This window comes from Sphingobium sp. IP1, from assembly GCF_002708645.1.
GTDB classification, from domain to species: domain Bacteria; phylum Pseudomonadota; class Alphaproteobacteria; order Sphingomonadales; family Sphingomonadaceae; genus Sphingobium; species Sphingobium yanoikuyae.
In genome coordinates this window covers 1-23,882 of record NZ_NOIW01000055.1, presented here as the reverse complement: position 1 = coordinate 23,882, position 23,882 = coordinate 1, and the positions used below count along the sequence as shown (strand labels likewise).

Sequence of the window (23,882 nt, the reverse complement as noted above, 5' to 3'; positions counted from 1 at the left end):
ATTGGGGAATCAGAAATTGGCGGCGACGATCTGTTGGCTGATGCTGCCGAAAGGGAATCTGTTGTTTCCAAATGCGAGAAGCGAAACCCGATCGCCGAACTTGAGGAAAGGCGTCTTTGCTTCGCCTTGCTCGATCATCTCGATCGCGCGGCGTTCGGAGATGCAGCAGGAGCCGAGCGTTGCATAATCGGCATTGGACACGGTGCCCGACCCGATGATGGTGCCTGCAACCAGATCGCGCGTGCGGGCGGCATGGGGCGACAAGCTCGTGAAAGCCGAATGCCATTTCGCCGCCATGGGGATTTCCGAACCAGGCGCCGTTGACATAAACCTCCAGTGGCAGATGGACGCGGCCGTCCTGCCAGGCCTCGCCCAGTTCGTCGGGCGTGACCGCAAAGGGCGCCACTGAACAAGCCGGCTTGGCCTGGACCCAGCCGAACCCGGTCTTCATCTCGATCGGCGCGATCGCGCGCAGCGACCAGTCGTTGATGAGCAGGACCAGCTTGATATGGGATAGCGCGTCCTGCGCGCTAGTGCCCATCGGCACGGCATCGGTAATGACGCCGAACTCGCCTTCGAAATCGATGCCGTCAGCTTCGCTGGGGAGCGGCACATCCTGCGTTCCGGACAGGAAGCGATCGGACAGGCCCTGATACATCAGCGGCCGGCCGGTTTCGATCGGCGGCAGGTTGAACGCCTTCTGCATCAGCTCGCCATGCTGCGGGAAAGCGGAACCGTCGAGCCATTGCCAGGCGCGGGGCAGGGGGGCGAGCAGCCGGCTTTCGTCCAGCGCCTCTCCGTCCCCCTGGTCCAGCCGGTCAGCAAGCCGGCGCAGCGCCGGTTCGACGCTGTCCCATCGCTCGATCGCCTGCTGCAGCGTATCTGCTACACCGTCCGCGGGCAGGCAGCGACGCGCATCGCGGGAGACGACTGCCAGACAACCGTCCGGCTGACCATTGTGGAGGGTGGCAAGGCGCATCTTTATTCCTCGAAGATTGCGACCGCGCGGGTCCAGCCGGCCGACGCGCCCTTGATCTTGTGCGGGAAGCAACTGACCATGAAGCCATTGCCGGGCAGGCTTTCCAAATTGTGCAGCTTTTCCAGGTGGCAATAGCCGATGTCGCGGCCTGCCTTGTGGCCTTCCCAGATCAGCGAGGTGTCGCCGGTTTCCTTCACCTTCTGCGCGGTATAGCTGAACGGCGCATCCCAGGACCAGGCATCAGTGCCGGTGACGCGCACGCCCCGCTCGGTCAGGTAGATGGTCGCCTCGTATCCCATGCCGCAGCCGCGATTGACATAGTCGGGCTGGCCCAGTGCCGTGCCGGCGGCGGTGTTGACCAGCACGATGTCGAGCGGCTGGAGGCTGTGGCCGATGCGGCCCAGTTCCGCTTCGACATCGGTCGCGGTGACGACATAGCCATCGGGGAAATGGCGGAAGTCGAGCTTCACGCCGGGCTGGAAACACCATTCCAGCGGCACTTCGTCGATCGTGATCGATCGTTGCGGTTCGCCGTCGCGGCCGTCCATGGTCGGATGGAAATGATAGGGCGCGTCTAGATGCGTGCCGCTATGGGTGGTCAGCTTCACCCATTCGGATGCCGCGAAACCGGCGCCGTCGGGCGTGTCCTGCGCCGTGACGCCGGGGAAGAACATCGCCAGTTCATGCGCGGTGTCGGCATGGGTCTGATAGGTGATTTCGGGCTTCAGGAACGGCGGGTCGCTGACCACATCGTTGCACAGCATGATCGACAGATCGACGAAGCGGCGGGTCATGCGGTCTTGCCTCCCAGCGTTTCGGCGAACCAGTCGGCGATGCAGTCGCGGCCATAGGCCATATTGTCCGCGCCGACATGTTCGACACCGCCTTCGCGCGGCGTGAAGATCGTCTTTTCGCGGCGGGGGGAGTTGACGAGCTGGTCGTAGAGGTCGTCAGCATAATCGACACTGATCTGGCGATCCTGCGCGCCATGGGTGACCAGGAAGGGCACCTTGATGCGGTCCATATGGCCGTTGAGGTTCATTGCTTCGGATTTGGCCAGGAAGTCCGCCTGATCCTTCGCCCCGAACGCCCAATGGACATGCGCCCAATAATGGGGGACGGGGTTTTCGCCCTCGCGCGCCATGCGCTTGTCCTGCACTTCGCGCCAATTATGGTTGGCGCCCCAGACCGCGCCGCTGGCAAAGCGCGGTTCATAGGCGACGGCGCGCGGCGCGAAATGCCCGCCCAGCGAAATGCCGGTCAGGCCGATCGCCCGGCCATCGACATCGGGTTGCTGTTCCAGCCAGTCGACCGCCTTGCTGGCCCAGCTTTCGCTGTGCGGATCGACGGGCAGATTCTGGAGCCGCAGCGCTTCTCCCGAGCCCGGCTGGTCGACGCAGAGCGTGGAAATGCCACGCCGCGCCAGTTCCTGCGGCAGGCGCGTCCAGTAGAGCAGTTCCTTGCAGCTATCGAGCCCGTTGCAGAAGACGACGACCGGCTTTCTTCCCTCGCCCGGCGCGCGGGTGAAGAGGGCGGGCATTGTTCCCGTCGCCAGCGGTATCTCGACCCGCTCGCGATTGATCCGGCCCAATACCGTGGACCGGTCAAAGGCTGCGCGTGCCTTGGCATAAGTCGCCTCCCGGCCCGGCGCGCCATGGCCCTGCATCCGCTCGGCGGTGATCAGATAGAGCGCGGCGCGTTCCATCTTGTTGGAGGCGGAGAAGAGCCGGCCCTGGGCCTCATCCTGCGCCGCCAGTTCCAGCAGCTTGTCGCCCATCGCAGCCCAGGCCTTCATGAACATGGGCGTGCCCGCGTCGGCGCCGCTGTCGGCAGCGTCGCGGATCGGCTTGCACATGTCGATGATCTCGCCGAGCTGCGCGCCCGATTCCATCGCGATCGCGACCGACAGGTTCCAGATATAGTTGGGGAAATATTCGAACAGTGCCACGGCTTATGCCTCCCCCCTCAAATTTCTACAGCCTGGAACAGGCCCTTGTCGGGCTCGGGATGGGGCATGGTCTGGGGGCCGCCGACGCCGATGCCCCACTGGTCCATCACCTTGGGGCCGGGCACATGGACCTTGGGTTCATGGCGCTCGAAATCCACATATTCCAGCTCGGACGTATATTCGACCGCGAAGCCTGCCGGCGTGGTGAAGTAGCTGAACGTATTGTTCCCGGCCGTGTGGCGCCCCGGTCCCCAGCGAATGTCGGTGCCCTTCTGCCGCAGCCGGTTGATGCCGACCATCATGTCATCGACGCTCGGCATGTCATAGGCGACATGGTTGAGGCAGGGCGGTCCGGGCAGGATGGCGAGGCGGTGGTGCGCGCCGTTGCAGCGCAGGAAGCACATGAAATCGCCCAGCCAGTCCGACACCTTGAAGCCCAGCACGTCGCAGAACCACTGCACCAGAGCCTGATGGTTCGGCGAGTGCAGCACGATATGGCTGATCCGCTGCGGCACGCCTTCCCATTGCGCGATGGCGCGGGGCGCGCGCCGGGCGACATCGCTCGAAATCTCGAACGGCAGGCCGTCGGGCGAGAAGAAGCGGAAGCCATAGCCGCCGCCCAGCGTGTCGAGATCGTGCGGGGCGGATATGATCCGCGCGCCCGATGCCGCGATCCGATCATGCAGGGCGTCGACATCGGCCCGGCTGTCGGCCGCCAGCGCGATCACGTCGATGCGCTTGTCGGCCGCGGCACGCAGCCGCACGACATAGGCTTCCTCGCCGCCATCGGCTGCGAAATGGACCATGCCATCCTTTTCGCCCGCCTCGACCAGCTTCCACTGGTCGGCATAAAAGGCGCGTTCGGCCTCCAGATCGGGCACGGCATAGCCGACATAGCGGATTTCGGTGACGCGGCTCATTCTGTCTGCTCCGGAACGGGTAGGGAAAGGTCAAAGGCGACGTCCGCGGCCGATCGGCCGGCAAACAGGCGGGGGGCGGCGATGTCGCGCCAGCCATCGCACCAATATTGCAGGCGGCGGCGCAGGATCGGGATGGCCAGTTGTCGCCGCTCGCCCGGTTCCAGATGGACCTTGGCAAAGGCGACCAGCGCCAGTTCGGGCTCGCGCCGATAGATCTGGATGACATCGCTGCCGGCGCGATCGGACTGGTTGTGCATCTGGGCACGGACGATGAGGCCACCGTCATGGCCGGCGACGATATCGACATCGTCCAGCGCGATGTCCGCATAGCCGAAACCGGCGCCCAGCGTGTGGCGCGGATCGGCCATGCCGCGATAGCCGATCCGCCGGCCCTCGTCATAGCGCAGGTCGCCCTTCTCGTCGGGCGTCAGGGCCAGGGCGGGATAGTCGGCATCGTTGCGTGCGATCGAGACCGGCATGCGCCCGCCCGGCTCCCGGTCGCCGACCAGAACCTGCGCGATCGCGGTGCCGAACGCCTCGCCGGGATACCAGGCGATCAGCAGCGCTGCCGCTTTCTCCTCCCAACTCGTGTCGAAGGCATGGCCGACATTGGCGACGATGATGGTGCGCGGATTGGCGGCGGTCACGGCATCGATCAGCGCCAGTTGATTGTCCGGCAGGCTGGTGTGGCTGCGGTCCTTGCTCTCGACGCTCGCGTCCGACGTTTCACCGACCATCAGGATGACGGCATCGGCCTGCTGTGCCAGCGCGACGGCACGGTCCAGCATCGCCTCGGGCGTGTCCGGGCGGCGTATGCCATACCATAGGCCGTGGACGCGGGCGGGCTGGCAGAGGAACTCGACCTCGATCGCATAGCTCTGCCCGGCCTTGAGCGACGCGCGCGCATCACGGGCATCGCCGCTCTTGAGCTTGCCCATCACGTCCGACGAGGGAATGGCCTCGTCCAGCACCAGCAGGTCGACGCCATCGATACGCATCCGCACCGGCCCGGTGGCGCCCAGATGGAAGCTGTGATCGCCATCATGCTCGGCCCGGAACAGCCCGCGCGCGACGATGCGGGCAGGGCGGTCGAGTGCGGCGATGTCGTCATGCACGCCGGCGAACCAGACCAGCGAGTTGGTGTCGCGCGTCTCGCTGTGGATCAGCCGGGCGTCGCCCGCCGGACCATCATAATAGTCGATCGTCATGCCATGGGCATAACCATCGCCCAGATCGCGCGCAGGCGTGACCGGCATTGACGGCAAGCGCGGCTGAGGATCGACGCCGGGTTCATAATCGACCCGCGCCTGGCCGGCATAGCGCGCCTGGATCGCCTCCAGCGGGCGCGCCGCATCCGGCGTCACAGCGATCTTGGCGAAGGTGCCACCCTGGTAACAGGGGGCGGCCGCATTGGGGCCGATGATGGCGATATGGCGGTCGCGACCGGGCTCAAGCGGCAGGATCGCCTGTTCGTTGCGCAGCATCACGAAGCCAGCGGCTGCGGCCTCCACCAGCAGCGCCTGGGCATCGGCGCCCTGGATCGGAACATGTTTGTCACCCTTGAAGCGGCGGGCGGCGGTGGCGACCCGCGATGCGGCATCCATCACGCGCTGCCTGCTGACCAGTCCGTCGCCCAGCGCGGCCGCCGCCTTCGCGCCCAGGAAGCGGGCTGGTCCCGGCATTTCCAGGTCCAGTCCGGCGGTCAGCGTTGCGACGGTCGAATGGGTGCCGAACCAGTCGCTCATCATCACGCCGGGAAAGCGCCACTCGCCTTTGACGATGGTCGTGATCACATGATGATGCTCGGCGCACCATTGGCCATTCAGCCGGTTATAGGCGGTCAGCATGCCACCGACGCCGGCCTCGGCGCACAACTCGAAGGGGAGCAGATAGATTTCGCGCAAGGTGCGTTCGCTGACCACCGCGTTCATCCGATCGCGATCGGTCTCGCTGTCGTTGCAGACCAGATGCTTGGCGACTGAAGCAGTGCCGGTGCTTTGCAGGCCGCTGGCCCAGGCGGCGCCCAACAGGCCGGCGAGCAGCGGCTCCTCCGAATAATATTCGAACGCCCGGCCGGCGAGCGGGCTGCGCGCCAGATTGACATTGGGGGCAAGGACCATGTCGACGCCCATGCGGATCGCCTCGCCACCGACCAGCGTGCCGACGCGCATGTTGAGGTCGATGTCCCAACTGGCGCCCAGCGCGGTCGGGCAGGGAGTCAGCAAGGCAATGTCGCGTTCGTCCACGCGTCCGCTGGCAATGCCCATCGGCCCGTCTGCCATCGCCAGCGAAGGGATGCCCGCTTCAGCATAGCCGACCGTCGTCCACATGGTGGCGCCGGCGCTCATCGCCAGTTGCTGGTCGATCGTCAGGCCGGACATGCGGCACCCTCCATGGCGAAGTGCATGATCTGCCGCGCCTGGGCGCGGACCGCATTGGCGACGCCTTCATCACACAACGTGCCGTCGGCATCGAAGGGGCGCTGCTCGACCGAATTGACCGCAACCCCGACCGGCGTCGGCCAGCCGCGCATCGCATGGATGACATCGCGCAGCGCCGACAGGGTGGTGCCGCAGGCCTGCCAGCCGGCCGCCGTGACGATCAGCCCGACCGGACGACCATCGAAATAGACCCGGCTGTCGCCGCGCAGATCTTCCAGCAGGTCGATCGCATTCTTCACCAGCCCGGAATAGCCACCATGATAGCCCGGACTGCCGATGACGATGCCGTCGGCGGTGCGGATGGCATCGACCAGCGCATGTTCCTCGGCCGTGCGGTCGGGATGCTCGGGATTGAAATGGGGCAGGCGGGCGAGGGCCGGGCCGTCGAACATCGTCGTTTCGGCGCCCAGATGCTCGCATTCCTTCAGGACCGCACGCACTATCCGCTCGCTGGAAGATGCCTGGCGGAATGTGCCGCCTAGGCCGACGATCCGCTTCGGGCGGGCGCCAAGATGACCGGACATGTCCATACTCCTCGAAATGGCGCGGCCTTCTTGCGGGCCGCGCTCATCAGTGCATTGGGGTTCAGGCGTCGACCTTCGCCTTGAAGGCGGGCATGACCTTGTCCGACAGCAGGCGCAGCGTCTGGTTGCCCAGGCGCAGCCGCTCCTCGGTCAGCGGACCGGTGGTGGTGCCGCACAGGATGTTGCCGATGCCCAGTTCCTCATAGGGTTTGAGATGCTTGATGACGGTCTCGGGCGAGCCATAGAGGCACCATGTGCCGATCCAGTCCTCGGTCAGCGCATTGGGGGTGCGATCGGTCTTCTTGTTGGCCGAATCCGATTCCGCGCGGGCGTTGAAAGCGGCCTCGCGTTCGATCGCGTCCTGATAGGAACGCAGGATGATTTCCAGCTCCTCGCGCGCCTGCTCGTCGGTTTCGGCGACATGCACGACCTGATAGGTGTGGGTGGTCCAATCCAGCGCCCGGGCGATGGCTTCCTGCGAATGGCCGGCCTCATCCAGCATCTGGCGATAGACGCCGAAATATTTGGCGACATGCTTCATCGGCTCGGTGCCGCCGATCTGCGGCGGGGTGAAGGCGGGAATGAAGGCGGGCCAGGCATTTTCGGCTGCCCGGCGCGCGCTCGTCTCCTTCATCGCGACCGGCATCAGCCGGGCATGGCCGGACGAATATTGCGCCGGCGCGATCCGCTGCAGCACGCGGCCCTTGTGCGGGCCATTGTCGATCTCGACCGCAGGGTCTTCCATCTGCTTGGCCCAGAGCTGCTCGGCGATGGCGAGGTTCGCCTCGGAGATGGCGCCGGCTTCCTTGTAGTTGACGCCGAAGCCGATCATTTCCTCGGGCGTGGTGCCGCTGCCCACGCCGACCAGCAGCTTGCCGTCGGTCAGCTGGTCCAGGATATTGATGCGCTCGACGAAGCGGACCGGGTGATGGAGCGGGACCGAAACGACGGAAAAGCCGAAATGCATCTGCGGCAGCTTCGCCGCCAGATAGGAGGCGAACATGAAGCTGTCGGACGCGACCGGCATGTAACCGTTGAAATGATGGTCGGGCAGGAAGATCGCATCGAAGCCCAGATCGGCTGCCTGGGTCGCGTGCGCGGTCAGGTCGTGGATCAGTTTGCGATCCTCGTCGGGCGCCATCGAACGAGCGTTCAGAAACACAGAAAAGCGCATTTTTCCCCTCCATGGCTGCCCTTTGGGCGCGCATATGACGACTTGTTTACATTGGCGGCCAAAGCCGTCAGAATGAATCTCAATTAGAACCAATGTTCTTATTATCGATAGGGTCTTTATGTCTTCAGTGTCAACCGAGAAATCGAAGGATGATTCTATTTCTGGTTCGGGGGAGGCCAGTCGCGTACCCCAGCAGGGCCGCAGCCGGGCCTCTTACGAGCGCATGCTGGCGGCCGCCGAGAAGCTGATGGTGAAGCGCGGCAATGACGATTTCACTCTCACCGAAGTGGCCAAGGCCGGCAAGGTGTCGATCGGCTCCATCTATCTACGCTTCGACAGCAAGGATGACCTGATCCGCGCGGTCCATGGCCGCGTCCTCGGCCGGATCGGCGAGGAACAGGACAACATGATGCAGGCGATCGGCGACAAGGCGACCAGCCTCGACGATTTCGCGCGTCTGTTCGTGGAGGCCTATGCCGAACTGCTCAAGAGCTACAGCCCGGTGCTGCGCCCGATCATGTTCCGCGCCATCTATGACGAGACGATCTCGTCGCTTGGGCGGACATCGGCGGAAAAGCTGACGCAGGAGGCGGAGGCGCAGATGATGCGCTATGCATCCGAGTTCGGCCGGCCCGATCATGCCCGGCTGGTCGGCAATGCCTTTCGCATGATCTATTATACGCTCGCCCGTTTCCTTGGCCTCGGCTCCTCGCCGGAAGCAGCCAATCAGGGCAATTGGGAGGAACTGAAGGAAGATCTCGCGATCATGTGCGCGGCCTTCCTGCGCGCGACGGGCAAATAGGCGCCCGCCACCTCAGGCGTCGGGGTTGGCGAGCCGCAGCCCCGCGCCATAGAAGCGGACGATGCCGGGGCCATCCGCCTGCACGCACAGCTGGAAACCGAAGCGGGTGGAGATCGCCGGGCTGATCGGCAGGTCGGTGCGCAGCCGGTTGCACGCCGGATAATAATGCCGCCACATTTCGGGCGGATCGAACGGTTCCGGCGTGCCGGTCAATGGCTGGTTGGGCGCGCACAGATGCTGGCGCTCCATCCCGCCATGATGGACGCAGACCCAACTGAGGATCGCGCCTTCTTCGGCCTCCCACAGCAGCGACACCTGATCGATCAGGCTGCCGGCAGGAAGCTGGAAGGGGAAATGGAACCAGATCTTGCGGTCCGGTCGGATGCGGAAGCTCGACGAGAAGCCGCGATGGAAGCCGCGCCCCTGCGACCAGGGCTGGTCATCCACGACATCGATCCAGTCGGCGCCGCTTTCCTGCAATTGCACGGCGGCCGGGGCCAGCCATAGTTCCTGGGGCAAGCCCATGCCGCTTCCTTTTCAGGGATGGGGGTGTTCCGGCATGGCGGCGTGGTTCGCCGCCATGCCGGTACCCCGTCAGGCTGCGAGTTGCAGCTCGCGCCCGGTCTTCGTTGTGGGAACGAAGGGCAGGTAGGATACGCGCATGCGCACGGCGATATCGACCTTGTGTGCGCCCGGCGTCAGCCCGCCCGGGCGCAGCACCGTCACGGTCGCCTTCTCGCCGAAATTCCAGCGATCGTCATAGACCGTCTCCATCTCGTCCAGCGTCCAGCTGCGGCCGCGCACCGAAAAGCGGACATCCTCGCGCGCGACCGGATCGCCATCGATGGAGAGGCCGATATCCTCGATCATCGAGAGGCCAAGGCCCCGATAATAGGGCAGGCGGGCGAGCAGCGAGAAGCCGATCGTCTCGCCATTGTCGACGACGTTCGCAAAGCCTTCGTCGCACAGCATCATCTTGTCGAACATGGGGGCGGCTCCTTAGGCGGCGAGGGCAGAGGGGGTGGGTTCGCCGATCAGCGACTTCAGCATTTCCTGCTGGCGGCGGACCTGCTCGACGGAATCGACCTCATGGGCATCCTCGATCCAGCGATTGCCCTCATATTCCGAGCAGATATAGCCCTTGTAGCCGCCCTGCTTGAGCACCCGGACGATCTCGTCATAGGGGATGGAAGGCTCGACCAGATTTTCGTCCATCTGGTAGAATTTGCCATGGACGTTGTGGATGCGGTGCATGAAGTCGAGCATCCGCTTGGGTTCATAGGCGGCATTGTGGCGCAGCGTTTCCGCCATGCCCAGCGCCGGCCCTTCGCCGCCCATCTCGCGCACGTTCAGGATCACATATTCGGACAGGACACGGTCCTCATAGGCGGTCTCGATATAGTCGGCGATCTTCTGCGGCACGCCGTTGCGGATGAAGCGCTCCTTCCAGACCGGCGGGAATTTGAACAGGAACATGCCCATGTCGGGCAGGAAGCCCAGCGCGTCTGACCCCGACTTCTCGAAGGCTTCTGCATGGCGGATGATCCAGGGATGGTCGAAATGCAGCGGCGCATGCACCTCGATCAGGATCTTGATGTTCTTTTCCTCGGCATAGGGCGCGGCGGCGACCAGCACTTCAGGCGCGATCGACACGAGCGCGCGGATATATTTCATGCCCAGCCGCGCGCCGAAGTCGATATCCTTCTTCACGCTGGCGACCTGCTCCTCGAAGGGCATCATGCGGCCCTTGTAGCGCTTGTAATCGAGCATGAAGTCGTGGCTGACGGCGGTCGCGCCATACTTCTTGATGAGCGCATGCCACTCGTCGATCTTCGCCTCGTCGACGCTGGCTTCGGGCCAGCCCCAGAAGGTCTGCTCGCCGATGATCTCGATGCCCAGTGCGCCCATGTCGGCACAGGTCTTGAAGCAATCCTCCAGGCTCATCTTCCCCTGAAAGGTTTCGTGCTGGAAACTGTAGAGGCTCACGCCCCGCTTGATGTCGCTTGTCATATATTACTCCGCAGGAGCGATGGTGGGGGTCGGGGTGCGCGGCGCGCGGACCAGACCGATCACGATGGCGGCGATGACGCCTACCAGACCCGCTGCAAGGAACGCGCCCTGCATGGTTCCGACGAGGTTTTCAGCCTGATGCACTGCCCAGGGGCTGGAGAATTGGCCGAAGAAGAAGCAGGCGGTCCACACGCCCATGCCGCGGCCGCGATGCTCGAACGGCAACTTGCTCTGCGCCCAGGAAATGATGGTGGGCACCGCCATGCCGGCGCCGGTCTGCTGGACGATCAGCGCTGCGACCAGCCAGCGCCAGTCGGGCGCCAGGCCAATGCCGGCCAGGCCGATGCCGAGCAGGCCGAAGAAGGTGGCGAGCTGCACGGTCTGCGGGCGATTGCCCATCAGGCGGAAGATCAGCGCCCCCAGCATCACGAACAGGCTGGGAATGGCGGTCAACTGGCCGATCCGCGCCGGGTCCATCACCCCGACCTCGCGCCAGGCGAGCGAGCCGCTGATGATGAAGACATAATAGAGCGCCGACGCAACCAGCGTCACGCCGCCGATCAGCGCGACCGATGCGGTCGGGAAGGGCGTGCGCGGCGCCTTCTCGCTTTGGGCGATGTCGGCAATGGTGGCGCCGTCGGCGCGGCGCGGCTCGAACAGCCAGAGCAGCATCGCGATGAAGATCGGGAAGGCGACGGCATAGACCATGAAGATGCCGTTCCAGCGCACCGAAGAGGCCGCGCCCGACAGCAGGATCACGCCCGATGCGAAGAAGGGGCCGCAAATACCCTGCAGGAACAGCCAGTCCTTGCGCCCGCGATCGTCCCAATAATCGGCGATCAGCGTGTTGACGATGGTCAGGATCGCCGCTTCCGCCACCCCCAGCAACAGCCGGCAGGCGATCAGCGCGTTCAGGCTGTCGAGGAAGAAGGGGGCGGTGCCGACGATGCCATAGAGCAGGGTGGCGCCGATCAGCAGGGGGCGACGACCAAAACGATCGACGAAGAAACCGGCGAAGGGCGCGATCAGCGCGATCGTCAGGCCCGGCGCCGACACCATCATCGGCACTTTCCAGCGCGCGTCGGGATCGGTGGCAAAATGATCGATGATCGCCGGGATGGCCGGGAACATCGACACGATCGCGAAGATCGGCAGAAATCCGGCGACGACGATGGTGATGCCCTGGGGGACCAGCGACAGGCGCCGGAAAAAATCTAAGACGGAACGCACCGACCTCAGGCTCCTCTGACCGGGCGACTCATGGTCGCCTCTAATTAGAACTAGTATTCCTCTATTGGTTGTGGCGGGGCCTGTCAATCCGCTGTCGGGCGCCCGGCAATACGCAATGCTCCGTAGCCCGGCGACCGCTGCAGCCGCCGGGCGGAAGGCTTCATTTCTGCATATATTCCTTGGCTTCGTCGAGCACCGGCAGGGTCACCTTGCCGGTCGCGGCCCATTCGCTACCGCGCAGGATCAGGGTCTGAAGCCCCGCAAAGTGCAGCGATACCTCGTCATGGCCGAGCGTCATGGAAAAGACCCGGCCCTTGCCATAGTCAGCGGTCCAGACCTGTGGATGATCGGCATCCATGCCCTTCATCGCCTTGAGCTTTTCGGGCGTGTAGGCGGCGGCGGGATATTTGTGGCCGGCGAGCTTCGCGTCATAGCTCGCCGCACTGTCATGCGCGGTTGCCAGCACTCTTATCCTGGCATCCGGGTCCATCCGCATGTTGGTGTACATGTCGTCATTATAGGTCCAGACATATTCGCGCATGCCCGCCGTGATCGGATGGGTGCGATCGACGATATGGACCGGGAAGGCGCCCGGCGGCGAGCGGCGGCTCGATCCCGGCTCCATCACCGCGCCGATCAGGCGCTGATAGTCCGGCCAGTTCGCGCCGAAGGTGAAGGAGGAATGATAGGCGACCAGCCCGCCGCCCTGGCGGACATAGTCGAACAATGCCTGTTCCGCCGTCTTCGACCAGCGATGCTCGGTCGCGTCGGCATAGTTCCAGCGGCTCGAATAGTTGAGCAGGACGACATCGTAATTTTTGAGCGTCGCCAGGTCGCCATGGTCGAAATCCTCGGTGACGCGCACGTCGAACCGGCCGCTATCCTGCATCATGGTGCGCAGCATGTTGTTCACGCCGGTCCAATCATGTTCATAGCTGTTTTGGCCGCTGATGATCAGCAATCTGATCCGTTTTTCGGTCGGATCGACCGGGATGCCCACCCGCTGCACCGTCTCGGGCGGGCGGTATTTGACGTTGACGATGACCTGCGCGGCGACCGGGGTGGCAAGCAGGGCAAGGCTGGTGATCGCAAGGTGGAGACGCTTCATGGACAGGATCCCTCTCTTCGCTTTCTGATTTTGTCCGGACCGGGGCACGTCGGTCGATAGCCGGGCTGCGCGCAGGCGCAGGACGCGGCACGCGATGGCGCACTCGTGGCAATGTCTGGAAATGTCAGTCCGATGATTCGCACGGCATAACAAAGCCGGCGGCAAAATTATTAGAATAAAAATTCTGGTTGTCGAGCGGATTATGCGCAAGGGAGGAAATGCGGCTGTCAGGCGCCTTGACGAAACTGCGATCTTCGATATCTATTACTAGAATAATAATTCTATAAATGTGAGCGGGGCGATGCTGGCGGTCGAAGGGGAAGGGGTGAAGGTCGGGGCAAAGCCCAATGCTGCGCGCAGCGCGATCGATCATGCGCTGGCGCTCAGCAAGCGGCAACGGACGGTGGCACTGGCCATCGTCGCGACCGCGATGGTGCTCGACCTGGTCGACATGACGATCATCAATGTCGCGGTGCCCACGCTCCAGGCGCAACTGGGGGCGAGCGACGCCGAAGTGCAATGGATGGTCGCGGGCTATTCGACCATCTTCGCCCTGCTGCTCATCACCGGCGGGCGGCTGGGCGATATTCTCGGCTACAAGCGTGCCTTCCTGATCGGCGTGGCCGGCTTTACCCTGACCTCCTTGCTGTGCGGAATGGCGCAGAACCCCGGCCAGCTGGTCGCCGCGCGCCTGCTTCAGGGCGGGGCGGCCGCGATCATGCTGCCGCAGGTCATGTCGCTGACGCAGATCATGTATCCGCCGCATGAGCGCATGGCCGCGCTCGGCCTGTTTGGCATATTGGGCGGTCTGGCGGCGGTGCTGGGGCCAGTGATCGGCGGGCTGCTGCTCAGCGCCAACCTGATGGGTCTTGGCTGGCGCGCGATCTTCCTCGTCAATCTGCCGATCGGTCTGGTCGCGCTGATATTGGCGGCGCGCATCCTGCCCGGCGGGCGATCTGCGCACAGCCCCCGGCTCGACATGACCGGTACCCTGCTCGTCATGCTGCTCCTTTTCCTGCTGATCTTTCCGCTGATCCAGGGGCGGGACTATGGCTGGCCGCTCTGGGGCTTCGGCCTGATGGCGGCCAGCCTGCCGATCGGACTGCTGCTGGTCCGGCACAGCCGCGCCCGCATGGCGCGGGACGGATCGGCGCTGATCGTGCCGGAGCTTTTCCACGCTCGCGGCTTTTCCTTCGGCCTGCTGACGACGCTGGCCTTCCAGGTCGCGACCGGCGGCCTGCTCTTCACCCTGACGCTGGCGCTCCAGCGCGGGCTGCATTTCACCGCGGCACAGGTCGGCATCGCCCATGTCCCCTATGCCTTCGGCGCCTCCTTCGCGATCGGCATGTTATCGCGCAAGGCGCTGCCGCGCTTCGGGCCGATCATCATCAGCTGGGGCGCGCTGCTGATGATCGCCGGGCTGATCGCGCTGACCCTGCTGCTCAATGCGGCTGATCTGATCGCGGCGCGCCCGCTGCTGATCGCGCCGCCTTTGCTTGCCATGGGGCTGGGCATGGGGCTGGTCGGCGGCCCGCTGCCGCCCAGCACCTTGTCGGAGGTCGATGTCGGCCATGCCGGTTCGGCCTCGGGCCTGCTCAAGGCGACCCAGCAACTGGGCGCCGCGATCGGCGCGGCGGCGATCGGCACGCTGTTCTTCCTGATCCAGCCGGACGAGCGCATGGGCAGGGCGGAGGCGATTGCGGCCTTCACCCTGTCTGCCTCCGTCGTGTGCGCAATGCTGGTGGTGGTGGCGCTGCTCGCGCTCGCCATTCCGCGCCAGCTGCGTATCCGCGGGCAATGATTATATCGCAGCGCAAACTGGCGCTTGCCGATCGCGTGATGGCTCGATAGAAAATAGAATTATAATTCATTTATGGGGTCGCAAAGACCCATGGAGAGGCAGAATATGGGACGTGACAGCCCCCCACAGATACCGCCAACCGAAAGCTGGCTGCCCGGCAAGGCGGAGCGGCGCCAGGTGCTCGGCGGGGCGCTGCTGCTCGGCGCCTTGGTCGGCGTCCCGCTGCGCGCCTGGCATCAGCAGGGCGAGGGCCAGGCTGGCGGCGCCAGCGATTCGGAAAAGCTGCTGCTCTCCCGTCTGTCTGACCTGGTGATCCCGGATAGCGATACGCCCGGTGCCGTCGCCGTCGGTGTTCCCGCCTTTGTCGAACGCGCGCTGTTGCACGGACTGGACGATACCGCGTCCGAACCGGCCGGAAAGGTGCGGATGGGCGATGATCGCGGCGGCCTGCCCGTGCTGGATCAGGTCATGCGGGATCTCAACGGTCGTGCCGCCATGCCCTTCCTCGGGCTCAAGCCGGACCGGCAACGCGGCGTTCTGGAAGCCTATGATGCCGATGCCTTTGGCGGCGAGCAGGGCGATCATCCCTGGAAGAAGATCAAGGCGCTGATCCTGACCGGCTATTACACGTCGGAAGTCGGGGCGAGCCGCGAACTGCAATATGAACTGGTGCCCGGCCGCTGGGATCCGAACCTCCCTCTGCCGGCCCATAATCGATCCTGGTCGAGCGACTGGACAGCGGTGGATTTCGGATGAGCATGGATTTTGACGCGATCGTCGTGGGGTCGGGCATCACCGGCGGGTGGGCCGCAAAGGAACTCACGCAAAAAGGTCTGAAGGTGCTGATGATCGAGCGGGGACGCATGATCGAGCATGGCACCGACTATGTGACCGAGACCAAGGCGCCGTGGGAAATGGAGTTTCGCGGCGAGGGCGATGCAAAGCTCTATGCCGAGGAATATGCGGTGCAGCGCCTCAACCGGCACTTCACCGAATTTACCCAGAATCATTTCGTCAACGACAAGGACAATCCTTACGCCGTTGCCGAAGGGACCAAGTTCAACTGGTGGCGCAGCTATCAGATGGGTGGCCGATCGCTGACCTGGGGACGGCAAAGCTATCGCTGGTCCGACTATGATTTCGGCGCCAACAAGGCTGATGGCCATGGCACCGACTGGCCGATCCGCTATGCCGACCTTGCCCCCTGGTATGATTATGTCGAGGATTTCATCGGCGTCTCGGGCGCGGCCGAAGGCCTTGCCTCGCTGCCCGATGGCAAGTTCTTGCCGCCCATGGCGCTCAATGTGGTCGAACAGCATGTGCGCGAGGTGATCGCCCAGCGCTGGCCCGACCGCTGCCTTACGGTCGGTCGCACCGCCAATCTGACAGCGCCCAAGGAAGGGCGGGCGCCCTGCCAGTTCCGTTCCATCTGTGCGCGCGGCTGCTCCTATGGCGCCTATTTCAGCACGCAGAGCTCCACCCTGCCGGCGGCACAGGCGACCGGACGGCTGACGGTCGTGACCGATGCGCTGGTGGAAGCGGTCGATTATGATCCCGCCACGAAGAAGGCGACCGGCGTGCGCGTCCTTGACGTCAAGACCGGCGCGCGGACGCGCCATACCGCGCGGCTGGTCTTCCTCAACGCCAGCGCCTTCAACAGCGTCCACATCCTGCTCCGGTCCCGGTCGGAGGCACATCCCAATGGCCTTGCCAACAGCAGCGGCGTGCTTGGCACCCATGTGATGGACCATGCTTCGACCCTGTCGACCATGGCGATCATGCCGGGCTTCGACGATCGCACGACCTTCGGCAATCGGCCGACCGGCGTCGTCATTCCCCGCTTCCGCAATCTCGACCGGCAGGAAGGCGATTTCGTGCGCGGCTACAGTTTCCAGGGTGGGGCGCTGCAGAGCGGCTGGACTGCGGCCAAGCGGTCGGCCGGCATCGGCGCCGATTACAAGGCAAAGACCCGCGAAGTCGGCCCCTGGCGCATGGTGTTCGTCGGCTTTGCCGAAAGCCTGCCGCGCGTCACCAATCGGCTGACGCTCGATCCGGTCAAGCTCGATCCGCAGGGCCTGCCGATGCTCAACATCCATTTCGAGCATGGCGACAATGAACGCCGCGCGCTGGCGGACGCCAAGAAGGAAGCTGCCGCGATGATGGAGGCTGCCGGCGGCCATGTCATCATGGGCTTTGACGAGCCCGGCGCGGGTGGCTCGGCGATCCATGAAATGGGCGGCGCCCGCATGGGCCATGACCCGGCCAGTTCGGTCCTCAACCGCTGGAGCCAGGCGCATGACGTGTCCAACCTGTTCGTGACGGATGGTGCGCAGATGAGTTCGTCTGCCTGCCAGAATCCGTCGCTCACCTATATGGCGCTGACGGCGCGGGCCTGCGACCATGCGGTATCGCTGATGAAGGAGGGCGCGCTGTGAGGCATTTTGCACCCATCCTTGGTCTTGCGCTGGTGGCGCTGGCCCCCATGGCCGTCGCAAAGTCGGCTGACAGTCGCACGATCATCGATGATTTCGTCGATCGCTTCTATCGGCAGCGTGACGTTGCGGGCGCCTTCGCCACCCATGTCGCGCCCGGCTATGTCCAGCATAATCCCGGCCTGCCCGATGGCCCGGACGCGGCTGTGGCGGCGCTTGCGCCGATGTTTGCCCGGCCCGATGCCCGGTTCGAGGTGAAGCATCTGCTGGTCGATGGCGATCTCGCGCTCGTCCATCTCTTCGGACAGGGCAAGCCGGGCACGGCCGGGGCGGCGGTCGCCGATCTCTATCGGCTGAAGGACGGCAAGGTGGTCGAGCATTGGGATGTGCTGCAACCGATTGCGGAGGGCAGCGATCCTTTGGCGATGGCGGATGCGCCGCCCAGCGATCGCAGCCACACCGCCACCAATCGCCGCGCCTTCACCCAGTTCATCGACCTGCTGTTCGCCAGGAGCGATGTGGAACAGGCCTATCGGCGCTTCGTCGCGCCGGACCTGATCCAGCATAACAGCCGCATGGGACAGGGGCGCGATGAGGCGGTCGCGGCAATCCGGGCGCTTCATGCGATGCCGGGCGCCAGCTTCACCGTGCAGCGCATCCTGGTCGATGGCGATTTCGCCGCCGTCCATTATCGCGGCAAGCTGGCAGCGGATGACAAGGGCGCTGCTGTCGTCGAGATATTCCGCTTCGACAAGGGACGGATCGTCGAACATTGGGACATGCTGCAGGGCGTGCCGGAAACGTCGCGTAACGCCCATCCGATGTTCTGACAGCACCAACCGGTCAGGCAACAAAAAGGGCCGCTACAGTCGCTGTAGCGGCCCTTTTTATGTCAGCCGTTGCGGGCGGCGATGTCCCGCCGGATCGCTTCATGGCGACCGTCCATCGGCCAGAAGGCAATGATGATGATCTGCACGATCATGATCGCGATCGGCCAGCCATAATAGGACCAGCGTATCGCCGCGCGAGCGCCGTCGCTGACCGCCTTGGGATCATAGCCGGCGCCGGCCAGCACATAGGCGATGATCGCCGTGCCGATCGCCATCCCGACCTTGGTCGACAGGCTGATGCCCGACGACAGCAACCCCTCGTTGCGGGTGCCGAAGCGCCATTCATGATAGTCCACCGCATCGGCGGCCATGGTGAAGATCGCCGTCATGGTCAGGCTGATCAGAATCGCGGCGAAGAGGAACAGGCTTAGGAAAAGTCCATGCTGTGCCTCGATGAAGGGCAGCAGCATATGCACGCCGATCGCGACCAGCAGCGCCGCGATGCAGCCCCTGCGGATGCCGGTCCGCTTGAAGAGGAAAGGCGCGATAAAGGCGCTCAGCAGCAGGGTGCCCGATACCGCCGGCAGCAGGATACCGATCATCCAGGGCGCTTTCATCACCTCGATCGCGAAGAAGGCGGTGACGGAGATCACGCAGCCGAAGCGCAGGAAATTGAGCGTGCAGAAGAGGAAGGTGACCAGCCAGGCCCGGTTGCGCACCATCGCGCCGACATGCGGCCAGATCGCGCCGCCGGCCGGCGCCTCGTCATGATGCCGCTCTCTGCAACTGACGAACAGGTTAAACAGCGCCGCCAATGTCAGCACCGCAAAGAGCAGTGCGACCAGCGCAAAGCCCAATCGCTCATTACCGCCACCCAGCAGGCCGACCAGCGGCATGGTCGCGGCCGTCGCCAGAATGACGGAGACCGACGTGCCGATCGCGCGCGCGCTGCCCAATTGCATGCGGCTGCCATGGTCGCTGGTCATCATCGGCATCAGCGCGGAAAAGGGCACGGCCAGGAAGCTGTAGAGAATGCCCAGCAGCGAGAAGGTGATATAGGCATAGGCCAGCTTCGCCCCGGTCGATCCGTCGATGGTGGTGAAAGTCAGCACCAGCAGGATCGAGAAGGGCAGGGCGGTGAACAGGAAATAGGGGCGGGTCCGCCCCCACCGCGTCCGCGTCCGGTCGACCAGGATGCCCACGCCCAGGTCGATGCCCGCGTCGAACAGCCGCGACAGCAGGAACAGCGTGCCGACCGCCGCCGCCGGCAACAGCGCCACATTGGTGTAGAAATAGAGCAGGAAGGCGCCGACCGCATTCCAGCTGAGGCCGCAGGCGAAATCGCCCAGCCCATAGCTGATCTTTTCCCAGGGGCGCAGATGGCTGTCATCTTCGCTGTCAACGATCCGGGTGCTGCGCATCGGCTCTTGTGCAACGGCTGTCGTCATCGGACTGTCCTCGCCAATATCTTCGCGGACGGGGCGATCGGTCGAGCGCCCCGCCTTCGTCATCTGTCAGAGGCCCGTGGCCGCGCATGCCTGCGCGATCGATTGATCGGAGGGGAGGGTGGGTTGATATTCCAGCCCGATCCCGCCGTCATAGCCGAGCGCGCGGAGCTGCGCGACGACGGCCGGCCAGTCGATCGTGCCGGTGCCCGGCTCGTTGCGGCCGGGATTGTCGGCAAACTGGACATGCTGGACCAGATGGATGCGGCCCTTGAGCACCGCTGCCATATCCTCGCCCATCACGCTGGAATGGAAGACGTCATAGAGCAGGCGCAGATGGTCGCTGCCCACTTCCTCAATGATGTCGAGCGCCAGCGTGGTGCTCGACAGGAACATGCCGGGATGGGAGACGATGGTGTTGAGCGGTTCCAGCACCAGCACGACGCCGGCTTCTTCCGCCAGGGCGGCAGCCTGCTTCAGCGCCTTGACCGCCTCGGCCCTCTGTTCCTCCAGGCTCACCCCTTCCCGGGTGAAGCCCGATGCCACCACCAGTGGGGGGCGGCCCAGTGTCTTGGCGGTTTCCAGCGTTGCGGCGACGGCTTGCAGAAACTCGCCATGCTGGGCGGGGTCGACCAGGCTGCGGCGCGGGCCGACGCAGAAGCTGGTGAGTTTGACGCCCGTCTCGTCGAGCGCAGCCCGGATCGCATCGATCGGCTTGTCGTCCCACAGGTGAAATTCCACGGCCGAAAGCCCGGCATTCTTCGCCGCGTGGATGCGGTCGGCGAAATCGGGCGCGCTGTCCTTGAAAAGCCATTCGATACAGGCGGACAGATACATTCCTCTTCTCCTTGGTCGCCCCCTTGTTGTCGGGGACTGGGTCCGGTCGAAGAAGAAGAGGCGGCCCCGCCGGCCTAGCCGGGGCCGCCTCATTTTCACGAAGCTTAGAGGCGTCCGATCAGAAGCGATAGGTGCCCCGGACGCCATAGGTGCGCGGCGTGCCGTAAATATAGTTGATCAGCATGGTCCCGCCGGCATCGACATAGTTGACGAAGCTGTAGGGCCGGTAATTCTCCAGGTTGCGGACATAGGCCTGCACGCTCAGCTTGTTGCCCGGCGCGCTATATTCGAGGCTCAGGTCCGTCTGGGTGAACGCCTCCTGCAATTCGGCGCGATTGTTGAACGGCTGCAGATAATAATCCGACTTGAACCGGCTGAAGACGCTCGCGGTGATCTTGTGATCGCCGATGTGGAAATCATGGTCATAGCCAAGCGCGATCGTCCATTTGGGCGACTGCACCGGGCGATTGCCGCTGAGATCGAAGGGCTGGTTGCCGGGCGTCGACGGATCGCTGTCGTTGATCGAACCGGTCAGGCCCAGCAGCGATGTCTGGAACGCCGTCAGTTCGGCGTTTAGATAGTTGACGGTCGCCGTGAAGCGATCGTTGCGCGACAGCAGGACCGTGGTGTCGGTCTCGATGCCCCAGACCCGCGACTTGCCGGCATTGACCACCTGGCTGCCGACATTGGTGTCCAGGAACACCGGGATCTGCTGGTCGCGATAGTCATAATAGAAGGCCGAGGCGTTGAACTGGATCGTGCGGTCGGCAAAGCTGTTCTTCGATCCGATTTCATAGGCGGTCAGCTTTTCCGAACCGAAGGAGCCGACATTGTCGAAGCCGCCGGCCTTGTAGCCGGTGCTGACCTTGCCGTAGATCAGATGGTCGCGCGACGGATTATAGTCGATGCCCAGCGTCCAGGTCGGCTGGCTTTCCTTGAAGCGCGGGTGCAGTTCGGTCCGGGCGATGCTGGTGTCGTCGATCGCCGGCGGATTGGGGCCGCGCCCGAACTGAGGGCCGTAATTATAGTAGAGGCCCTTCTTCTTGTCGTGGGTGTAGCGGATGCCGCCGGTGACGCTCAGCTTGTCGACGATGATCGGCACCGTCGCCTGGGCAAAGCCGGCGATCGAGTCATTCTTCACATAGGGGCGATAGAAATAGTTGAGATAGCTGCCACCCGCCGCCAGCGGCAGGAACAGGCCCTGCGCCATATACTGGTTCTCATGGAAGTAGAAGGCGCCGACCTGATAGATGATGCCGCCATTCTCGCCGCCTGACAGGCGCAGTTCATGGCTCTGCGTCTTCGAATTCTTCTCGTAATTCTGGATGAAGATGGTCGGCACATAGCCATTGAGCGGCTGGCTGATATCCGACTTCACGTCGCGATAGCCGCCGATATAGCTCAGCGTGCCGATCGAGCCGACGTCGATGTCGAGCCGACCCCGGATCGCATATTGCCTGATCTTGGTCGAACCCAGATCGCCCAGCGGGAAGGATTTGCGCGGCGGATTGAAGTCGAGATTTTGCGGCACGCCGCCATTTTCAAATTCCGGTGTCGAAGGGATGACGTCAACGATGCCGGAGGCATAGCCAGGGTTGGCAAGGACGCCATTCGTTGCGATCACCTGGCCATATTGCGCCACGCCCGTGGTGTTCACGTCGACAAATTCGCCGGCGACATAGGCGCGGATGCCCTCGGCCGGTTCGGCATAGAAGGACAGGCGTGCGGCATCGGTATTGCCGGCACTGCCACGGCCTGCCGGGCCATTGTTGAAATAGCCGTCATGCTCGTTGTGCATGCCACTGGCGCGAATGGCGAATTTCTCGCCCAGCGGAATATTGACCGCGACTTCGCCGGTGATCGTGTCGTAATTGCCGTAGCTGCCGGTGGCATAGCCGGAAAATTCCCCGAGGCGCGGCTTGGCCGCCACGATGTTCAGGGCGCCGGCGGTCGCATTGCGGCCATAGAGCGTTCCCTGCGGGCCACGCAGGATCTCGATCCGCTCCAGATCGAAGAAGCTGGCATTCAGCGCGATCGGCCGGTTGATATATTCGCCGTCGATATTGATCGTCAGCGCCGGATCGGCCGTCTCGCTATGATCCTGGCTGGAAATGCCGCGCACAGTGATCTTGGTATATTGGGTGTCGTTGGTGATGCCCAGGTCCGGCGCAAGTTGCGCGAGGCCATTCACGTCGGTGATGCCGGCCTTCAGCACCGCATCATTGTCGAACGCGCGCATCGCGATCGGCGTGTCCTGGATATTGGTGGCGCGCTTCTGCGCGGTGACGACGATGTCGGCGATCCCGACCGTGTCGGCTGCGGCCGGGCTGGCGACGTCCTGCGCCATGGCCGGCGCGGTAAGAGCTACGATGGCCGCGCCAAGCATGAGCGCGGACAGGCTACGGAACTGTTGCATCATTCCTCCCCTTCGATTCCCTTTTTCTAGGGAAATTTACGAATTGCAATGATGGTTTTAATAACGGCCGGACGATGCGTCAAGCCATAACAGAATGCATATTTTAATTCTGTAAATTTCGCTGATTGCGATGATTCAGTGGGCATGCTTTTCCTGCAACGCGATCAAGGATGGCTGTGCGACTGCCATCACTAGCGCGTGGACTCATTACGCACTGCACCAGATGCGCACGCAGATGAGCTTGATGGCTGCGAGGAAGTTGGCAGGGTCTTACCGCCATGTGCAGCGCCTGCAGCACCGCACCGGTGGTCTGCCTGCTCTGCATCGACCAACCCACCACGCGGCAGGAATAGAGAACGATCACGATGGCCAGATAGGCAAAGCCCTCCAGGGTTCGGATGTAGGTGATGTCTGTCACCCAAGCCCTGTCGGGCGCGGCCACGTCGAACTGGCGACCCAGAGTGTTGTCGACCGCCAGGGACGGCTTGCCGCCATAGCTCCCCGGTCGGCGCCTGTAACCGACCTGCGCCTTGATACCCCCCAGCCTGGTCAATCGGGCAACGCGGTTCAGGCAGCAGGTCTCACCCTGATCCAGCAGGTCGTCGTGCAGCTTGCGGTAGCCATAGACCTTACCACTGTCGTTCCAGGCTTGCCGGATCAACTCTGTCTGCCGAGCATCTTCCTAGGCCCTCGTGCTCAGTGGGCTCTTCTGCCAAGCATAGAAACCGTTGGGCTGGATGCGCAGGCACCGACACATCGATTGAACCCTGAACTGGTCACGATGCTCGGCAACAAACGCGTATCTCACTTTGCATCTCTGGCGGAACGAAGTGACCGCAGGTCAAATACGCGGTGGCTTTCCTAAGAAACAGCCGTATCAGGTTCCGCAGGCATCTCATGCAGGATGAAGCCGAAGGCCTTGGCGCGGCGCTGCAGATTTCCGATCACCCGGCTGCGATAGCGCTCCTCATATTGTGAAGCACCA

At 63.8% G+C, this 23,882-nt stretch carries 19 protein-coding genes and 2 pseudogenes; 5 read left to right on the top strand and 16 right to left on the bottom strand.

The genetic code is table 11. The annotated features are described in order from the left end of the window. Nucleotides 1-9 precede the first annotated feature (9 nt). The 7 genes and pseudogenes from CG471_RS18015 to CG471_RS17985 form a co-directional block, all read right to left on the bottom strand. A pseudogene (locus CG471_RS18015) lies at nucleotides 10-979 on the bottom strand (fumarylacetoacetate hydrolase family protein). Nucleotides 980-981: 2 nt separating this feature from the next. Continuing rightward, nucleotides 982-1,773 (bottom strand): cyclase family protein, encoded by a 792-nt coding sequence (locus CG471_RS18010; protein WP_099232781.1) that lies wholly within the window; start codon nucleotides 1,771-1,773, stop codon nucleotides 982-984. Continuing rightward, a complete protein-coding gene (locus CG471_RS18005) occupies nucleotides 1,770-2,927 on the bottom strand; it encodes a S9 family peptidase (RefSeq protein ID WP_099232779.1) in 1,158 nt (385 codons plus the stop codon). The genes CG471_RS18010 and CG471_RS18005 overlap by 4 nt, the downstream gene beginning before the upstream one ends. Nucleotides 2,928-2,944: 17 nt before the next feature. Beyond that, nucleotides 2,945-3,847 (bottom strand): VOC family protein, encoded by a 903-nt coding sequence (locus CG471_RS18000; RefSeq protein ID WP_099232777.1) that lies wholly within the window; start codon nucleotides 3,845-3,847, stop codon nucleotides 2,945-2,947. Beyond that, on the bottom strand, nucleotides 3,844-6,228 hold the full coding sequence (locus tag CG471_RS17995) for a glycoside hydrolase family 3 protein (protein ID WP_099232775.1): 2,385 nt from the start codon (nucleotides 6,226-6,228) through the stop codon (nucleotides 3,844-3,846). The genes CG471_RS18000 and CG471_RS17995 overlap by 4 nt, the downstream gene beginning before the upstream one ends. Beyond that, nucleotides 6,216-6,812: an NADPH-dependent FMN reductase gene (locus CG471_RS17990; RefSeq protein ID WP_257211592.1), complete on the bottom strand. Its 597-nt coding sequence runs from the start codon at nucleotides 6,810-6,812 to the stop codon at nucleotides 6,216-6,218. The genes CG471_RS17995 and CG471_RS17990 overlap by 13 nt, the downstream gene beginning before the upstream one ends. Before the next feature lie 61 nt (nucleotides 6,813-6,873). Continuing rightward, nucleotides 6,874-7,986 carry an LLM class flavin-dependent oxidoreductase gene (locus tag CG471_RS17985; protein ID WP_099232771.1) on the bottom strand — a complete coding sequence of 371 codons (1,113 nt, stop codon included), beginning with the start codon at nucleotides 7,984-7,986 and terminating at the stop codon, nucleotides 6,874-6,876. A gap of 223 nt (nucleotides 7,987-8,209) precedes the next feature. Here CG471_RS17985 and CG471_RS17980 point away from each other — a divergent pair, with 223 nt between their 5' ends. Further along, entirely contained in the window at nucleotides 8,210-8,788 is a 579-nt protein-coding gene (locus tag CG471_RS17980) for a TetR/AcrR family transcriptional regulator (RefSeq protein WP_051156868.1), read from the top strand. 12 nt (nucleotides 8,789-8,800) lie between these two features. On the opposite strand, the gene CG471_RS17975 is transcribed toward CG471_RS17980, so the two are convergent. The 5 genes from CG471_RS17975 to CG471_RS17955 form a co-directional block, all read right to left on the bottom strand. Next, nucleotides 8,801-9,313 (bottom strand): hypothetical protein, encoded by a 513-nt coding sequence (locus tag CG471_RS17975; protein ID WP_099232769.1) that lies wholly within the window; start codon nucleotides 9,311-9,313, stop codon nucleotides 8,801-8,803. Between the two features lie 69 nt (nucleotides 9,314-9,382). Then, nucleotides 9,383-9,775 carry a DUF6379 domain-containing protein gene (locus CG471_RS17970; RefSeq protein WP_069336345.1) on the bottom strand — a complete coding sequence of 131 codons (393 nt, stop codon included), beginning with the start codon at nucleotides 9,773-9,775 and terminating at the stop codon, nucleotides 9,383-9,385. A gap of 12 nt (nucleotides 9,776-9,787) precedes the next feature. Continuing rightward, a complete protein-coding gene (locus CG471_RS17965; protein WP_099232767.1) occupies nucleotides 9,788-10,798 on the bottom strand; it encodes a sugar phosphate isomerase/epimerase in 1,011 nt (336 codons plus the stop codon). A 3-nt stretch (nucleotides 10,799-10,801) separates the two neighbouring features. Next, nucleotides 10,802-12,028, bottom strand: coding sequence for an MFS transporter (locus CG471_RS17960; protein ID WP_037511406.1), 1,227 nt, complete (start codon nucleotides 12,026-12,028; stop codon nucleotides 10,802-10,804). Between the two features lie 160 nt (nucleotides 12,029-12,188). Then, a complete protein-coding gene (locus CG471_RS17955; protein WP_099232766.1) occupies nucleotides 12,189-13,136 on the bottom strand; it encodes a ThuA domain-containing protein in 948 nt (315 codons plus the stop codon). 301 nt (nucleotides 13,137-13,437) lie between these two features. Here CG471_RS17955 and CG471_RS17950 point away from each other — a divergent pair, with 301 nt between their 5' ends. From CG471_RS17950 to CG471_RS17935, 4 genes are all read left to right on the top strand, one after another. Beyond that, nucleotides 13,438-14,937: an MFS transporter gene (locus CG471_RS17950; protein WP_099232764.1), complete on the top strand. Its 1,500-nt coding sequence runs from the start codon at nucleotides 13,438-13,440 to the stop codon at nucleotides 14,935-14,937. Between the two features lie 105 nt (nucleotides 14,938-15,042). Continuing rightward, nucleotides 15,043-15,693: a gluconate 2-dehydrogenase subunit 3 family protein gene (locus tag CG471_RS17945; protein ID WP_099232763.1), complete on the top strand. Its 651-nt coding sequence runs from the start codon at nucleotides 15,043-15,045 to the stop codon at nucleotides 15,691-15,693. Further along, the gene (locus tag CG471_RS17940) at nucleotides 15,690-17,372 is read left to right on the top strand and encodes a GMC oxidoreductase (RefSeq protein ID WP_099232761.1); all 1,683 of its coding nucleotides are present in this window, start codon (nucleotides 15,690-15,692) and stop codon (nucleotides 17,370-17,372) included. The genes CG471_RS17945 and CG471_RS17940 overlap by 4 nt, the downstream gene beginning before the upstream one ends. Then, nucleotides 17,369-18,199 carry a nuclear transport factor 2 family protein gene (locus CG471_RS17935; RefSeq protein WP_099232759.1) on the top strand — a complete coding sequence of 277 codons (831 nt, stop codon included), beginning with the start codon at nucleotides 17,369-17,371 and terminating at the stop codon, nucleotides 18,197-18,199. Before CG471_RS17940 ends, CG471_RS17935 begins: the two co-directional genes overlap by 4 nt. Nucleotides 18,200-18,261: 62 nt before the next feature. On the opposite strand, the gene CG471_RS17930 is transcribed toward CG471_RS17935, so the two are convergent. The 4 genes and pseudogenes from CG471_RS17930 to CG471_RS17915 form a co-directional block, all read right to left on the bottom strand. Next, nucleotides 18,262-19,647 carry an MFS transporter gene (locus tag CG471_RS17930; RefSeq protein ID WP_099232795.1) on the bottom strand — a complete coding sequence of 462 codons (1,386 nt, stop codon included), beginning with the start codon at nucleotides 19,645-19,647 and terminating at the stop codon, nucleotides 18,262-18,264. A gap of 66 nt (nucleotides 19,648-19,713) precedes the next feature. Further along, the gene (locus tag CG471_RS17925) at nucleotides 19,714-20,481 is read right to left on the bottom strand and encodes a hydroxypyruvate isomerase family protein (RefSeq protein ID WP_099232757.1); all 768 of its coding nucleotides are present in this window, start codon (nucleotides 20,479-20,481) and stop codon (nucleotides 19,714-19,716) included. Between the two features lie 118 nt (nucleotides 20,482-20,599). Next, complete coding sequence (locus tag CG471_RS17920; protein ID WP_099232755.1) at nucleotides 20,600-22,900, bottom strand: TonB-dependent receptor; 2,301 nt, start codon at nucleotides 22,898-22,900, stop codon at nucleotides 20,600-20,602. Between the two features lie 268 nt (nucleotides 22,901-23,168). After that, nucleotides 23,169-23,720 (bottom strand): annotated as a pseudogene (locus CG471_RS17915) (IS3 family transposase); the annotation flags it as partial. Nucleotides 23,721-23,882 lie beyond the last annotated feature (162 nt).